At 50.0% G+C, this 14,207-nt stretch carries 15 protein-coding genes; 7 read left to right on the forward strand and 8 right to left on the reverse strand.

The annotated features are described in order from the left end of the window. Positions 1-21 precede the first annotated feature (21 nt). A complete protein-coding gene (locus ACOQPM_RS21540) occupies positions 22-894 on the reverse strand; it encodes a putative RNA methyltransferase (protein WP_420632316.1) in 873 nt (290 codons plus the stop codon). Between the two features lie 82 nt (positions 895-976). Here ACOQPM_RS21540 and ACOQPM_RS21545 point away from each other — a divergent pair, with 82 nt between their 5' ends. Both ACOQPM_RS21545 and ACOQPM_RS21550 read left to right on the forward strand, forming a co-directional pair. After that, a complete protein-coding gene (locus ACOQPM_RS21545) occupies positions 977-1,309 on the forward strand; it encodes a type II secretion system F family protein (protein ID WP_420632317.1) in 333 nt (110 codons plus the stop codon). Between the two features lie 156 nt (positions 1,310-1,465). After that, on the forward strand, positions 1,466-1,711 hold the full coding sequence (locus ACOQPM_RS21550; protein WP_420632318.1) for a hypothetical protein: 246 nt from the start codon (positions 1,466-1,468) through the stop codon (positions 1,709-1,711). Between the two features lie 139 nt (positions 1,712-1,850). On the opposite strand, the gene ACOQPM_RS21555 is transcribed toward ACOQPM_RS21550, so the two are convergent. The 3 genes from ACOQPM_RS21555 to ACOQPM_RS21565 all read right to left on the reverse strand — a co-directional run bounded on the left by ACOQPM_RS21555 (position 1,851) and on the right by ACOQPM_RS21565 (position 6,149). Further along, complete coding sequence (locus ACOQPM_RS21555) at positions 1,851-3,515, reverse strand: hypothetical protein (protein WP_420632319.1); 1,665 nt, start codon at positions 3,513-3,515, stop codon at positions 1,851-1,853. 1 nt (position 3,516) lies between these two features. After that, positions 3,517-5,304 (reverse strand): hypothetical protein, encoded by a 1,788-nt coding sequence (locus ACOQPM_RS21560; protein WP_420632320.1) that lies wholly within the window; start codon positions 5,302-5,304, stop codon positions 3,517-3,519. A 131-nt stretch (positions 5,305-5,435) separates the two neighbouring features. Next, on the reverse strand, positions 5,436-6,149 hold the full coding sequence (locus ACOQPM_RS21565; RefSeq protein WP_420632321.1) for a GntR family transcriptional regulator: 714 nt from the start codon (positions 6,147-6,149) through the stop codon (positions 5,436-5,438). Positions 6,150-6,618: 469 nt separating this feature from the next. On the opposite strand from ACOQPM_RS21565, the gene ACOQPM_RS21570 reads away from it, so the two are divergent. Then, entirely contained in the window at positions 6,619-7,452 is an 834-nt protein-coding gene (locus ACOQPM_RS21570; protein ID WP_420627622.1) for an IS982 family transposase, read from the forward strand. Here the strand turns inward: ACOQPM_RS21570 and ACOQPM_RS21575 are convergent. Then, positions 7,362-8,090, reverse strand: a complete 729-nt coding sequence (locus ACOQPM_RS21575) for a hypothetical protein (protein ID WP_420632322.1) — start codon at positions 8,088-8,090, stop codon at positions 7,362-7,364. The genes ACOQPM_RS21570 and ACOQPM_RS21575 overlap by 91 nt on opposite strands. A 195-nt stretch (positions 8,091-8,285) precedes the next feature. Here ACOQPM_RS21575 and mtnA point away from each other — a divergent pair, with 195 nt between their 5' ends. The 4 genes from mtnA to ACOQPM_RS21595 all read left to right on the forward strand — a co-directional run bounded on the left by mtnA (position 8,286) and on the right by ACOQPM_RS21595 (position 12,241). After that, complete coding sequence (mtnA, locus tag ACOQPM_RS21580; RefSeq protein ID WP_420632408.1) at positions 8,286-9,410, forward strand: S-methyl-5-thioribose-1-phosphate isomerase; 1,125 nt, start codon at positions 8,286-8,288, stop codon at positions 9,408-9,410. Positions 9,411-9,484: 74 nt separating this feature from the next. Then, the gene (locus tag ACOQPM_RS21585; protein ID WP_420632323.1) at positions 9,485-10,285 is read left to right on the forward strand and encodes a sugar phosphate nucleotidyltransferase; all 801 of its coding nucleotides are present in this window, start codon (positions 9,485-9,487) and stop codon (positions 10,283-10,285) included. Positions 10,286-10,300: 15 nt separating this feature from the next. Further along, positions 10,301-11,281, forward strand: coding sequence for an NAD-dependent epimerase/dehydratase family protein (locus ACOQPM_RS21590; RefSeq protein ID WP_420632324.1), 981 nt, complete (start codon positions 10,301-10,303; stop codon positions 11,279-11,281). Positions 11,282-11,317: 36 nt separating this feature from the next. Continuing rightward, positions 11,318-12,241 (forward strand): NAD-dependent epimerase/dehydratase family protein, encoded by a 924-nt coding sequence (locus ACOQPM_RS21595; protein WP_420632325.1) that lies wholly within the window; start codon positions 11,318-11,320, stop codon positions 12,239-12,241. 522 nt (positions 12,242-12,763) lie between these two features. On the opposite strand, the gene rpmG is transcribed toward ACOQPM_RS21595, so the two are convergent. The 3 genes from rpmG to trpC form a co-directional block, all read right to left on the reverse strand. Next, positions 12,764-12,928 (reverse strand): 50S ribosomal protein L33, encoded by a 165-nt coding sequence (gene rpmG, locus ACOQPM_RS21600; RefSeq protein ID WP_420632326.1) that lies wholly within the window; start codon positions 12,926-12,928, stop codon positions 12,764-12,766. A gap of 12 nt (positions 12,929-12,940) precedes the next feature. Continuing rightward, a complete protein-coding gene (gene rpmB / locus ACOQPM_RS21605) occupies positions 12,941-13,183 on the reverse strand; it encodes a 50S ribosomal protein L28 (protein WP_420632327.1) in 243 nt (80 codons plus the stop codon). A gap of 172 nt (positions 13,184-13,355) precedes the next feature. Further along, positions 13,356-14,195 carry an indole-3-glycerol phosphate synthase TrpC gene (gene trpC / locus ACOQPM_RS21610; RefSeq protein WP_420632328.1) on the reverse strand — a complete coding sequence of 280 codons (840 nt, stop codon included), beginning with the start codon at positions 14,193-14,195 and terminating at the stop codon, positions 13,356-13,358. Positions 14,196-14,207: the final 12 nt, after the last annotated feature.

The raw sequence follows: 14,207 nt of genomic DNA on the forward strand, positions 1-14,207 counted from the left end.
TAGCAACTCGTTAGAAGGGGGTCAAAGTGGAAGATTGCTGGAACTGGCTTTTTGAAACAAAGTGAGCACAAAATCAACTGTAATGTTTAGCTCAGGCAACGACATGATTTTTTCGCGGGTTTCAGCAGAGGCATTCCAGGAATAGGGCGTCATCACAAACAAACTTTGAATCTGCTCATTTTGCAAATGGCGCACAAACTGCACTCGTTGGCTGTCGCAAAATGTGAAGCCTGCCAATTCGTTGCTGGGTAGCGGATGCTTTTCTGGATTTGGGTAGATGTGCTGCCGCAGGCTAAAAAGATGCTCTGGGCCGGGGGTTACGCGCAAAACACGGCCGTTCCCCTTCAACACCCGCCCAAATTCCGCCGGATCAAACGGAGCCATCACATTCAGCACCACATCCATAGAATCTGGCAAAATCGGTAAATCATAGCTGCTCGCCACCGCCCAATTCACCAATTTGTCGCGCTTGGCGGCAGCTTTGATAGCAAATTTAGAAATGTCAATACCGTGGAGGGAGGACGGCCGTTTCCCCTCCACAAAAAACGCCCCCAACCGATGCAAAAAATATCCCTCGCCACAGCCAGAGTCCAGCAAATCCAGTCGCTTGTTTGGCCCAGATTGGTTTGCAAGATCGGCCACCATTTCATTTATTTTATCAGATAGCGGCTCATACAAACCTGTGTCAAAAAATTGCCGCCGATGGCGCACCATCGTTTGATTATCGCCCGGTTGCAGCGAGCGTTTTTGGTTGGCCAGCAGCAAATTCACGTACCCCTCTTTAGCAATGTCGTAGCTGTGGTTGTTGGTGCATTTTAGGGAACGGCCGTACACCCCAAACCCATCTTGGCACACAGGGCAACAATAAATGAGACGCTCATCTTTAAATCCCACGGAAATCTCCGATGCTAGTTTTTGGTGGAAACGGCCGTATTCTAACATAATCCACAATGAGCGCGGTTCAGGAGGATTTTTGATGCAAACAGCAACCAGCTTTGAACAACAGCTACCAGACCTCATGCGACACTTTGAAGTTGCGCTGCGTTCCGGCTACAACATTCGCCAATCATTTGGCATTTTGGCGCAGGATTTGCCCCGACCCATCACCGTTGAAGCCCAGCTAATTTTGGATGCGCTCGAAACTGAGGCACCTCTGCTGCCTACTCTCGACAATTGGGTTCAACGCACCGCTAGCCGCGATTTGGACTTGTTTGTAGCGGCTATCAAAGTACAGCTAGAAGTTGGTGGCAATCTTGCTGACAAGCTAAAATTTTTACAGCAGATTCTGGCACAACGGCAATTGACCTAAATCATTTTAACAAACAACTGAAGATTCACGGCAAGCGGGGCAGATCTGAGACTTTTCTCTACTCATCCTGCAAAACAATATATTCCCCTGACATCCAACCTTGAGTTCCATCTGGCGTTTCGATGAGAAACCAAAATTCTTCGAAATATAGTGACCATGCGAAGTCAAGTACAACAATCTCCTGGCAAAACATTACAGTCCCAGCGTTTCCACCTCGATCTGGATTTGAATTGGCGGGATCCAGTGGAAATCGTGCTTCATGATTCCAAAGATTTATTGGCATCTGAAGAAAGCGAGAATCCACATTACAATCAACAACCCCTGGCTTCGGAAGATTTTCATATGATCTTGGTGGAACTGGCGTCGGAGGCAATGGAGTTTCAGCCACTGTACAGGCCGTAAGCGACCAACAAATCATCATATAAAGCGCAACAGTAGTTACAAGGTTAAATTTTCTTTTCACAATCTTTCTCACACAAGATTCGAGTTTACTGAATGCGACGGCCGTTGCCAATCATTTCGTTCACAACGGGAGTAAATCTTAGCGATTGATAGCTGGTAAATAAACCCGACATTGATTCAACTGCCACCAGGCGTAATCATGCAGGGCAAACCCCTGAAACGCCCAACTTGTGCTTAGAGCCAGGGCAACCGCCTCTAATTCCTGTTCCATATAGCCAGTGCATTCTTCCTGGAATGTTACATGATCATAACTGTTTGGCGTTAGCTCCAGGCCAATGATGACAGGGACTCCCAGTGCGTTGCCATCATTTATGAATCCTTCTGCCCAATGCAAGATGCCGTCGGTACGGCCGTCCCAACGCACGTCAGCATAATCACGGTAATCCATCAGCGTAAGCACATCTAGCTGCATCATCACGTCCCAATTTGACATGATTTCGCCGCTATTGTGGGCTCCGGTTACAAAGCGGGGCGGAATATCAGCATTGAGAATGATGGGATCATGGGTCTGGTTGTACACATCAATGGCTGCGCGGCAGTAGGCAAGCAGCTCTAGAAAACGATTCCAGCGATTGTCTTCTTCCCAAACATCATGTTCCACATCTAAATGAATGCCGTCAAACCGTTCGGCAGCGGTTGCCCCCGCTTGGTTGAAAGCCAGAATCGCATCACAAGTATCTTTGCCTTCCTGCAATAGCGCATCTGAGTTTACCCATTCAAAAGTGCCGGTAAGCGCTTCAACTTTTAGCCCATTTTGATGGGCAACCGTCAGGAAGTTCTGAAAGGCTTCGGCCTCTGTGTAACCCGTCGGGTTGATGTAAGGATAGACGGAGAGGTAGGCAGCTGACGCGTAGGCGGATTCGTCACCGTGCGGCGCATCAAAAAATGCCAACCACTCATCCCGGTCACCCAAACCATTGCCGTTGAAGTCACCATTGGTAAGCAATGCCCAAATTTCTGGATTGCCAGTTTCATTGGCCTCACCCCAAATCCAAGCTGAACGCCCGCTCATTTTGATAAAGCCATCTATGCCGCTGTGTCCGCCGCTGGCATCGTCCAGGGTAAGCTGCACGCGGTACAGGACATCGGGGTTGTTGGGCGGTGTCCAGGTTAGGGTGTAACGGCCGTTTCCCCCGTCACTCAATGGCAAATTCCCGCTATCGTACCCCTGTGCAGAAAGAATCCGTCCACTGCCGGTTAGATTGGAACGGCCGTCTCGATCCTCTAGCCAAATCTCAATATTCCCAGAACCCGGCTTGTAAATCCATGAAATTTCAGATGGTTTTGTGGCTAGATTGGAGCCAAAATCAGCTACGCCGCTCAGATTTTGGCAGTCCAGGTCTGGGGATACGGCCAGTTCGGTGCCACTCTGCCCCAAACTAATGCGGGCCGTCCCGGTGAAGGCATCGTTGTACATACAGGCACTCCACACGCGACCAGAGGCAAGACCGGCCGCATCTGTCGTCACTGTAAACGTTGCTTGAGGATAGGGAATGTCGGTGTGGTGAATGGTGGTGACAGTGTAGGTTGTATTAGGCATTGCCTCAAAAACTCTGAAGGTAAACCAGAATGGATTTTCTGTCCCTTCCCAGGAAAGCAGATCAATTTGTGGCGCGGTGCCAGACTCGGCAGCTACTGCGGTTGGTGCTCTCTGTGCAACGAAGGCGATGTTCAGTACCAGCAAACCAAATCCCAGAAGAAGGCTGATAAATAGAAAAGCTGGACGAGTTGATTCTTTTTTCATGTTAACCATCCTTATTACTTCTCAGTACAATTGGAATATGTACACAGTGGCGTTCATCGGCACCGAGATCAGGTAACGAGGTGCAAGAGGGCCGCCCACCGCCATCTACATCTGTGGTGAGTTCTGAGGGCGTTGCTTGATTGATAGCTGGGGAGGTGATCTTTAGATGGTAGCCATCAGCGGCAAATTGGGGATCGGCCGTCATTTCTTCCGTTACGGTTACGCTGCCAGCTGTGTTTTGCCCGTTGGCATACCAAAGCACATCCAGAACAACGGCCGTTCCGCCAGCGGAAGCATCAATCCCAACGGCCTGGCTCACGACGATGGCGTTGGTGATGGTCAGGGTCGAAAGCGTGTCTGAAATGAAAACGGCCGTCCCCGCAAGCGGGTCATTACCGGCAATGGTGGGGTGTTGCAGCGATAAAGTAGCTTCCCTAAGGTAAACACCTGTTCCCATAGCTGCCATATCGGCCGTATTCTCAAGGAGCACGCTGTTAAAGCTCTCAATGTCACTACTGACCGCATAAATGCCGCCTCCAATCCCTTGGTCATTGTAGGGCATGTCCAGAGCAACATTCTGACGCAAAATATTAGAATGCAGTTCCACAGAGTTGGAATTAGAAAAATAAGCCCCGCCGCCCAAAGTTGCGGTATTGTCGTAAATAAGGTTCTGGCGAATCAAAATCGAATCAGACGAACCAATTGCCAGACCACCACCCCTGAGCGTTCCCAAATTTCCGGGGTCTGCGCCACCATTTTGGTAAATAGCGTTGCCGATAATCTGCACAAAATCGCTATCCTGAACTATGAGACCTGCCCCTGCGCCTTCATAGCCTGGCAGCCTGAAATTGGCATAAATGAGGTTATTGTTCACCAGCGCATTGTGTGCCGTGTTCAAACAAAATCCGCCGCCGTTATTCGATGCGCTATTGTCAAAAATTGCGTTGCCTATGATTTGGGCGTCGCTATTGTTGAAAATTGATCCGCCGCCACAATGCTTTTGACCTGATGCCGCCAAATTTTGTTTGGCTACATTTTGCTCAATAATATTGTTGAGTACCTGCGCCCCACTACCCCCAACGATATTTAGACCGCCACCCACATCGTAGGCATGATTTTGGAGGATGTGATTGTCCACTAGAACAGCCTGCGGACTGTCTACAATGTAAATGCCGCCACCTTCGCAAGCTAAACCGCTTTGCACGATATTATTTGTCAGGTTGATCGTGGCACCCTGCACAAAAATGCCCCCGCCAGCGTCGCCGCAGCCATCACCGGGATTGGCACCACCTTGTCCCGTTGCATCCCCATTTTGGATGGTGATATTTTCGATAACGGCCGTTACCGCCCCCGTAACTACCAACCCGCGACCCAGCATTTGAGCATCCAAAACAGTTGTCTGTGTTTGGGGGAAGCTCTGAACAAAGTTTGTGGAGCTGTAGCCCCCCCGAATGGTTAATGAGATATCAATGGTTGCAATCTGATCCAGACCATTTATTGTCTCCAAATCGCTAAAAACGCCCTCGGCCAGACGAATTTCGTCGCCAGGAACCGCATTGTCAATCGCATGTTGGAGAGTAGCGCATGGATTGTCAGGATCAGTACAGGTATTGGCCGTATCCTGACCAACAGGTGCCGGAGCCACATAAAGAATGCTGCCACTTCCTGCTTCAGATTGTTCAAAGTAACCGCTAACAAAATTGCCAAGCGCCGTGACTGCGCCCAAACCCACAAGCAGCGCTAGGCAAAGACGGCCGTATCGCCGCCAAACAGCATAATTCCACAACATTTTCTCCTCTCCTGAAAGGTACAAGTGGCGCGTTGAACAATAGCCAACCGCCTATGAGGTTGCCCATTGCCTTGAACCGAACTGACGCTCAGTCAAGTACAGCTATGCAGTTGGACACAACAGTTGAACCGCTAACTCAAATAAAAACGTTCGTTGGCACGATACACAGAGCGACAATACTCAACAGGACGGCCGTTTGCCAGATAATTTGTTTGCCGCGTGACCAATACGGCCGTTGGAGGGGTCAGCTTCAGCATTTGCGCTTCCATTTCATCGGCTAAACGCGCCTCAAACGAGCTTTTTACTTTGGCCAAAACAAGTTGGCACTCAGTTTCTAAGGCCTGATACAACGACTCCTTCTCAAAATCATGGTCAAGCAAAGTTGGGCAGAAAGATAAAGGCACAAAAGCTTTCTGGATAACACGCGGCTCACCATCGGCCAAGCGCACCCGATGAATCATCAAGACCTTTGTGTTCAGCGGTATCTCTAACTCTCGAACCAGGCCCGTAGCAGCATAAATGATTTCTTGATTGATAAGGCGGCTGCTGGGAACCTGGCCCTGCATTTGCGTGGCTACCGTGAAGCTGTTAATCGGCTTGTATTCGGCCACAGTCTTGTGTCTGACAAAACTGCCCTTGCCAGGCACGCTCTCAACCAAGCCATCCCGCACCAATTCCTTAATTGCCTCCCGCACCGTAATTCGGCTAATGTCATATTCATTGCACAAGGTTCGTTCTGAGGGCAATTTTTGCTGGGGACGCCATTCACCCGACTCGATCTTGGCCAGTAGAAGTTCCTTAAATTGAATATATAACGGGACGGGACTATTTTTATCCAGCTTCATCTCACACTCGCTTATAACTGGTTATAACCAGTTATAATATAACAGAACCAGTCTGCCAATGTCAAGAGGGAATATTCTATCGTTTGCGCGGAGTTTTTGTTATGCAAAGAGGAGGTTACAAAAGTCTGGCAGACTTTTGTAACCGATGCATCATTTTGTGACCCAACTAAGAATCAAGGTAAATAATATTTCATGGCTACAGTATACTATTTACAGTTAAAAAAATATGAAGTTCATATCAATTTCGAGCTCTCACTGTAATTCCAGAAAAAAAGAAGCAAGGATTCTCAGAATCAACTTCTTGCAAGGAAACGTCCCTAAAAACAATACCTATTAAACTATCTTTTTGCCTATTTTTAGGGATTTCTAAGATAACCTAAGTTGCTACCTTAACAGTCAAAAATGGTGAAGTCCATGAAAGCCAAGTAAAGTGGGTTTGAACCACCAAACCATTTTTACGAGGACAATCATGGACGAACAAATTGTAGCGATTTACACGCTGGTTAACGACCTTTTGCTTGGTTTAGGTCATCATGAAAACAGTCAATGCCGCATGAACGATTCCGAGGTCATCACCACAGCAATCGTGGCTGCTCTGTTTTTTAGCGGCAATTATGAACTTGCCCGTGCCTTCTTGCATCAAGGCGGCTACATACCAACCATGTTGAGCAAAAGTCGGTATTCACGTCGTCTGCATCGAGTGAGCCATTACATCGTGACCTTTATCGAGATGTTGGGCGCCCACTGGAAAGGGGTCAGTAGCGATTCGATTTACGTGATCGATACCTTTCCTATTGTGGTGTGTGACAATTGGCGCATTCGCCGCTGTCGTCTCTATCGAGAAGAGAAGTATCGCGGCAAGATTGCGAGCAAACGCCGCTACTTCTATGGACTCAAACTACATTTGATGGTCACCAGTCAGGGTCAACCAGTTGAGTTCTTCCTAACACCGGGTTCTGAAAGCGATGTGACTCACCTGCGCTCCTTTCAGTTTGACCTACCGACGGGTTCAGAAATCTATGCAGACAAAATCTACAATGATTATGCCATGGAAGACTTAATCAATGAGACAAGACAGGTGAAACTATGTCCTGTACGCAAGAAAAACAGCAAACGGCCGTATCCACCGTGGCGCACTTATTGGATAAAACTGCATCGCAAGATTGTGGAGACGACAGGGTCATCCATTGCACGCAGGATGCCGAGGAGCATTCATGCAGTCACAGCCGCAGGCTTTGAGCTGAAAATCGCATTATTTGTTCTGGCTGAGAGTGTCAGCCATATTTTTAAGGTAGCAACTTGAGTTAAGATAAGTAAATCGAGAATTCCAATTTCATTACCTTCAAAAATCAACCCACGATAAGCCTCATCTACTCTTGTTGTTGGATTATTATTGGCAGCCTCAATTACCGTTTCTTCTGATTCAAACCTCCATTCTCTAATATTATCGCCCAAAATTAATTCATATTTTTCCTTTGAATAATCCTCAAAAATCAACTCGATTTCACCTATTTTTTCTCCAAAGAATAGATTTGACTGGGTATTTCCTGCAGCAATTAAGATGCGCACGCTTTCTGGATTGTCAATCCTGTCGTGAAATATTTCATACGTGCTTTCCCATTCTGGAAAACTTGCACATCTAGTACTAACCTTACTCTGTTCTTCAGGAATAAGGAAACGCGTATTTCTTATCTCAATCTCACCAATGGGAAATTCTGGAAACAATCTCCGAATATTATCATTTGAGTACTTAGCAATTGGAATAGGGAAGTCCCTTAAAGGTGGATCAATTTGCGGCTGAGCAAGAATAATAGCCACAACAATTCCCAATGATGCAAGACCATCGCTTGCAGTCAACTTTTTATCTCTAATGATCTTGACAATAACATATATAGCTAAAAGAACTGCAAAAGCATAAAGGAGCAACCTGATTACTTGCATTAGACCACCTATTGAGTTTTTTGCTACATCTTTCGGAATCCAAGAGAATCAATGGCAAATGGTAATATACCCTCTGATTTTATGCAACCTAGAATGTCTGACATCAGAAACAATGCCCAGTTAATTTTGCTACTTTAAAAATTTCTTATCCCATTCCAAATCCTGGTGGTATCCTCTGTGGCAGTCGGTTCCCGGCTGTGCTATGATCCCGCCCGAAATTGGCAAGCGCAATTTGCATTCACATTCGAGGCCACCATGAGAACCGTTTTTTGGGACACTGATTCCCACAATACCAAGATGATAGACCAGCGGCAGTTGCCCTGGGAATTTGTCATCGCTGAGTTTACCGACTACCAAGAAGTTGCCCGTTCCATCACCGAAATGTACGTGCGGGGCGCACCGGCCATCGGTGCAGCGGCGGCGTTTGGCATGGCGTTGGCGGCGCGGCAATCCACCGCCACCGACCGACTGGCTTTGCTGCGTGATTTGGAAACGGCCGCTTCCACCCTCAACGCCGCCCGACCAACGGCCGTCAACCTGGCCTGGGCCGTGCACCGGATGCTGCGCGTGGCTGCCAACGAAGAATTGGAGAGCGTGGATGATGTCCGGGATGCCATCTTGGCCGAAGCCCAAAAATTGGCAGATGAAGATGTGGCCTTGAACAAGCGCATGGCCTACAACGGCGCAGAACTGATCAGCGACGGCGACACCATTTTGCACCATTGCAACACCGGCGCGCTGGCCACAGTGGACTGGGGCACCGCGCTAGGCGTCGTTTTTGCCGCCCACGAGCAAGGCAAAAAAATTCACGTTTTGGTGGATGAAACCCGTCCGCGGCTACAAGGCGCACGCCTCAGCGCCTGGGAACTGCACCAGCGCGGCATTCCCTTCGACCTCATCGCCGACAACGCCGCCGGACACTTCATGCGTACCGGGCAGGTAGACATTGTGCTGGTTGGTTCCGACAGAACGGCCGCAAACGGCGATGTCGCCAATAAAATCGGCACATACAAGCTGGCCGTCGTCGCCAAAGAAAACGGCGTGCCGTTCTACCCAGTCGTCCCCACCAGCACGGTTGATTTAGAGCTGGAACACGGCGATCTTATTCCTATCGAGGAGCGCGGCGACGAAGAGGTATTGGAAGTTTTTGGCAAAACAATCGCTCCAGTGGGCATCACCGCCCGCAATCCCGCCTTCGACGTCACGCCGCATCGCTATGTGACCGGCATCGTCACCGAAGCGGGCATTGTGTACCCGCCGTTTGTGAAGAATTTGCGGGCGGCGGTGGAGTCAGAGCAGCAAAAGGAGAAATCTCAGTAATCGGTAATCAGTAATCAGTAATCAGTGGCAATCTGAATACTGACCTACTGAACACTGAATACTGACACACGGAAATGTCAGGCATCCCAGTCGTGATCATGTGCGGCGGACAGGGCACGCGCATGGGAAACACGCTCACCAAGAAGGAATTGATCGACATCGGCGGACGGCCGTTGCTCTGGCACGTCATGCGAATTTTTTCGGCCTATGGGCATAATCGCTTCATTTTGGCATTGGGGCATCAGGCAGATCAGGTGCGCCGCTACTTTTTAGAATATGAAGCGATGACCCGCGACGTTACCATCAATCTGGCCGACCCCGCCAGCGGCAACAGCCACCCCCACGTCATCTTCAGCGGCGCATATGAGCATCCTCCCTGGGAAGTGACGTTGGTAGATACTGGATTAGAGACCGAACGGGCGGCGCGGCTAGCAAAGGTGGCCGATTATTTGGGAGACGACCGTTTCTTTGTTGCCTACGGCGAAGCAGTGGCCAATGTCAATCTGGATACACTGGTACAATTTCACGAACAGCACGGCAAGCTGGCTACCATCACGGGCATCAAATTTCGCTCGCAATACGGCAAGGTAGAAGCAAATGCCGATGGCCAAATTACAGAATTTATTGAGAAGCCAACCCTACCTTATTGGGTCAATGGGGGGTTCATGTTGTTTGAAACGGCCGTTCTCAACCGCATCCTTACCGAAAATCGGGAAAATCTGGATTTAGAGCGAGACATCATGCCCCAATTGGCCGCGCAGCAACAGCTCATGCTATACCAACACACCGGCTACTGGCAATCCATGAAAACGCTCAAGGATGCGCTCACATTGAAAGAGGCGTGGCAAAAGAAACGGCCGTGGCAAGTCTGGTAATTTTGGAGAAAAACTTTGAACAGTAACGATTGGCAAGGAAAACGCGTATTCATCACTGGCTGTACCGGGCTGCTGGGCTCCTGGCTTACCGATGCACTCATAAACATGGGTGCCGATGTCATCGGGCTCATCCGGGATCAGGTGCCGCAATCCCAACTCGTGCGCTCCGGTGCCATTGCACAAATCACCGTCGTGCGTGGCGATTTGTGCAATTATGATTTGCTAGAACGCACCCTGGCCGAATACGAAGTCGAAGTCGTTTTTCACCTTGCCGCCCAAACCATCGTCACTATCGCCAACCGCGCCCCCCTCTCCACCTTCGAGACAAACATTCGCGGCACTTACTTGCTGCTGGAGGCTGCCCGACGAAACTCCACCGTTGAAGGCGTCATCATCGCCAGCAGCGACAAAGCCTACGGCGACCAGCCAGAGCTTCCCTACCACGAAGCCGCCCCACTGCAAGGCCGGCATCCCTACGATGTCTCCAAAAGCTGTGCCGATCTTATTTCGCAAAGCTACGCTCACAGCTACGGTCTACCCGTCATCGTCACCCGCTGTGCCAACCTGTACGGCGGTGGCGATCTCAACTGGAACCGCATTCTGCCCGGCACCATTCGCAGCGTTTTGCTGGGGGAACGGCCGATTATTCGTTCAGACGGCACGTTTAAGCGGGATTTTGTCTATGTGAAGGATGCCGTGCGCGGCTACCTGATGGCGGCTCAGCAAATTGGCAAGCCAGAACTGCGTGGTGAAGCCTTTAACTTTGGCATGGGGCACCCCGAAACCGCGCTGGACGTCGTGCAAACCATCATCTGCGTCTCCGACCATCCCAACCTGGAACCCATCATTTTGGACGAGGTGGAAAACGAAATTCAAGACCAATACCTCAACTCTGACAAAGCAGGCCGCCTGCTCGGCTGGGAGCCGCAGTACACGCTAGAAAGCGGTCTCGCCGAAACAATGGCCTGGTATCGGCAATTTCTACACCTCTTGTAGGGACAGGTCTAAGACCTGCCCCTACCACAGTTTCTCGTGAAGATTCTTGTAACAGGTGCAACGGGTTTTATAGGGCAGGTGCTGGTGCCTTTTTTGGTACAGCAACCAGATGTTGAGGTCTCCGTTTTGGTGCGGGAAGTGTATAGCCATGTGGATTTACGGCCGTTTCCCCCACCCCTCCAAGCCATCCGCCAGCAACTCCACACGGTTTACGCCGATTTACGTAACTTCCGGCTCACCAGCCGCGCCATTGCCGAGGCTAGACCAACCCACGTCATCCATCTGGCTGCTGCGGGCGTCACGGATCCATTTTTAGGATTAGACACGGCGCTGCGGCATAACCTCAACGGCACGCTCAACCTCATCCGTGCCTGTTTTGAAAAGTGCCAAAGCACGCAGCGGCTCATCGTGGCTCGCACCCCCGGCGAGCGCACCAGCATGAACGTGTACGCCGCCAGCAAAGCTGCTGCCTGGAACTTTTGCCAGATGTACGGCCGTACCCACCAATGGCCCATCCACGGCGCGATGATCTTCCAAGCCTACGGCTCTGACCAAAACCCGCGCAACCTCATCCCCGCCGCCATTACCGCCGCAAAGGCCGGGCAGGATTTCCCTATGACCAGCGGCACCCAGCAGCGGGATTGGCTCTACATTGACGATCTAGTTGCCGGTTTGTGGGCCATGCTGGAGGCAAATTTAGCCCCAGCAGATACGGTCGAATTGGGCAGCGGCGTGGCTACCAGTGTGACGAAGGTTGTTCGACAGATTTATAAGATAGTTGGGGGTGCGGGACGGCCGTTAATTGGTGCTCTTCCCAATCGCCCCGGCGAACAATCCGTCCAAATTGCCGACGCCCAGCAAACAGAACAGCAAATCAACTGGCAAGCCACCACGCCCCTCATTGCTGGGCTCACGAAAATCATCCAAACCTCCCCCCAAAAACCGATTACTGATCACTGATTACCGATCATTGTCTACCGTGACCACAGGACTGCCTCCCTTTGCCCATTGAGTTTGTGAAATTAAGGACGTAAACTACTGACAAGGTGATCGAATCGAGAGACAGCAAAATGAGCTTGCTCTCGGCGGGGAGCCACCCTACCGTATTCTTAAAAGTACGCAGAACCAACACCGTTGCGAGCGCGGCAGCCTCTTGTAAAGAAGCTGGCCAATCAATGCGTCACTGTTTGTATTGTCACCAAGTTGGTTGGCACATTTGCTGCTCATTCGATCACCTGCCCACCATACTCACTCATCGCACAACGCAAGAAGCCTCCCACTTGTTTGTGGGAGGCTTACTTTTTTGAAACGCAAAACCAGCCTGAAGCTAAAATTTCAGGCTGGTTTGTTTTTACTTAGATACTAATGTTACGCACTTCATCTAGGGAGACTACAAAAGTCTTGGCCGCATTTCAGGTACTTGCCAGACTGAGTAAGACTTTTGTAGTCTTGGACTGCGTAACATGAGTTAGATAGATAGCTTTAGCGCGTTTCGCGGTACAGCACATGCCGACGCAGCGTCGGATCATATTTTTTTAGCTCAAGGCGATTGGGGTCATTGCGCCGATTTTTCTGCGTGTAGTATACATGATGGCTTTCTGTGCTGCGTAATTTAATAACGCCGCGTACACCTTTTTTCTTTGCCATGCGTCTTACTCCTTAGGACACAACGTCTTTCAACGTCAAGCCTTGCTTTTTCAAATATGGCATCAGGCCAATTTTGTCTACAGTACGCATTGCCCGAACAGACATTTTTACACGTACATGCCGATCCAGTTCTGGTACATAAATTCGCTTAGTCTGGATGTTAGGCAAAAAGCGGCGTTTTGTCTTCTTTTGCGAAAAGGAGACATTGTTGCCAGACATTGGGCCTTTGCCAGTGAGTTTACATTTGCGCGCCATAATCGTTCCTCTATTTCCGAAATTCCACCTGTTTTCATTGCGTGTAATTGAACTCAACAGAGTACAGGCAAAAAAACAAGAACCCGAATTCTACCGGATTCTTGGACTGATTCAAAATATTAAACCACTTTGGTGGTGGGCGGTTAGTAGCATACCCAATTTTGCGAATTTGTCAACGTGTGAACGGCCGTCCCGCCCGCACAAATTCTGCCACTTTTTTAGATACGTTTTTGCTCTTCACCAGTGTTTCCCCAACTAGAATGGCATCTACCCCAATTTGAGCCATTTTTTGCACGTCAACGGCCGTTTTCAAGCCACTCTCCCCCACAGCCACCACCTCCGCCGGGATTTGCTGCCGCAGCCGAGCTGTGTTCTCAAAATCCACCTCAAACGTTTGCAAATTTCGGTTGTTCACACCGACGATGCGCGGCTGCAAGGGCAACACCCGCGCCACTTCCTCTTCGGTATGCACTTCAATCAGCGCATTCATACCCAGGCGATGCGTCAAGGCTAGCAGCTCCTTGAGATCGGTGTCGCTAAGAACGGCCGTAATCAACAGCAAAGCATCCGCTCCAGCCACCCGTGCCTCGTACACCTGGTAGGGGTGGAAGATGAAATCTTTGCGGAGGACGGGGATTGGGGGCTTGAGACTGGAGACTGTTTCTTTGACGTCTCGCATATCAGCCAGAGAGCCTTGAAAGTGACGGCCGTCTGTGAGAACAGAAATGGCGCCAGCTCCAGCTTTAGCATACGTTTTGGCAAGGTCGGCGGCGTTGTAATGGGGCACCATCAGCCCCTTGCTGGGCGATGCCTTTTTACACTCGGCAATGAGCGACACGCCCGGTTTTTTCAGCGCAGCGTAAAAATCCAGCGTAGGCGGCGCAACGCTGGCCAGGGCGCGCAAGTCAGCCAGCGGCACTTCGCGCATAATTTTGGGCAAATTTTCCCGATGGAAGGTCATAATTTCATCAAGAATCGTCCCCCGACGTTGAGCTAATTTGGTGACGCTCATAGATTTACTTTC

The organism is Candidatus Leptofilum sp. (genome assembly GCF_965223525.1).
Classification (GTDB): domain Bacteria; phylum Chloroflexota; class Anaerolineae; order Promineifilales; family Promineifilaceae; genus Leptofilum.

What these genes read in the sequence shown, in the direction of transcription:
- ACOQPM_RS21545 (WP_420632317.1), top strand. Translation starts at nt 977, where the DNA reads ATGCAAACAGCAACCAGCTTTGAACAACAGCTACCAGACCTCATGCGA.
- ACOQPM_RS21550 (WP_420632318.1), top strand. Translation starts at nt 1,466, where the DNA reads ATGCGAAGTCAAGTACAACAATCTCCTGGCAAAACATTACAGTCCCAG.
- ACOQPM_RS21555 (WP_420632319.1), bottom strand. Translation starts at nt 3,515, where the DNA reads ATGAAAAAAGAATCAACTCGTCCAGCTTTTCTATTTATCAGCCTTCTT.
- ACOQPM_RS21560 (WP_420632320.1), bottom strand. Translation starts at nt 5,304, where the DNA reads ATGTTGTGGAATTATGCTGTTTGGCGGCGATACGGCCGTCTTTGCCTA.
- ACOQPM_RS21565 (WP_420632321.1), bottom strand. Translation starts at nt 6,149, where the DNA reads ATGAAGCTGGATAAAAATAGTCCCGTCCCGTTATATATTCAATTTAAG.
- ACOQPM_RS21570 (WP_420627622.1), top strand. Translation starts at nt 6,619, where the DNA reads ATGGACGAACAAATTGTAGCGATTTACACGCTGGTTAACGACCTTTTG.
- ACOQPM_RS21575 (WP_420632322.1), bottom strand. Translation starts at nt 8,090, where the DNA reads ATGCAAGTAATCAGGTTGCTCCTTTATGCTTTTGCAGTTCTTTTAGCT.
- ACOQPM_RS21585 (WP_420632323.1), top strand. Translation starts at nt 9,485, where the DNA reads ATGTCAGGCATCCCAGTCGTGATCATGTGCGGCGGACAGGGCACGCGC.
- rpmG (WP_420632326.1), bottom strand. Translation starts at nt 12,928, where the DNA reads ATGGCAAAGAAAAAAGGTGTACGCGGCGTTATTAAATTACGCAGCACA.
- rpmB (WP_420632327.1), bottom strand. Translation starts at nt 13,183, where the DNA reads ATGGCGCGCAAATGTAAACTCACTGGCAAAGGCCCAATGTCTGGCAAC.
- trpC (WP_420632328.1), bottom strand. Translation starts at nt 14,195, where the DNA reads ATGAGCGTCACCAAATTAGCTCAACGTCGGGGGACGATTCTTGATGAA.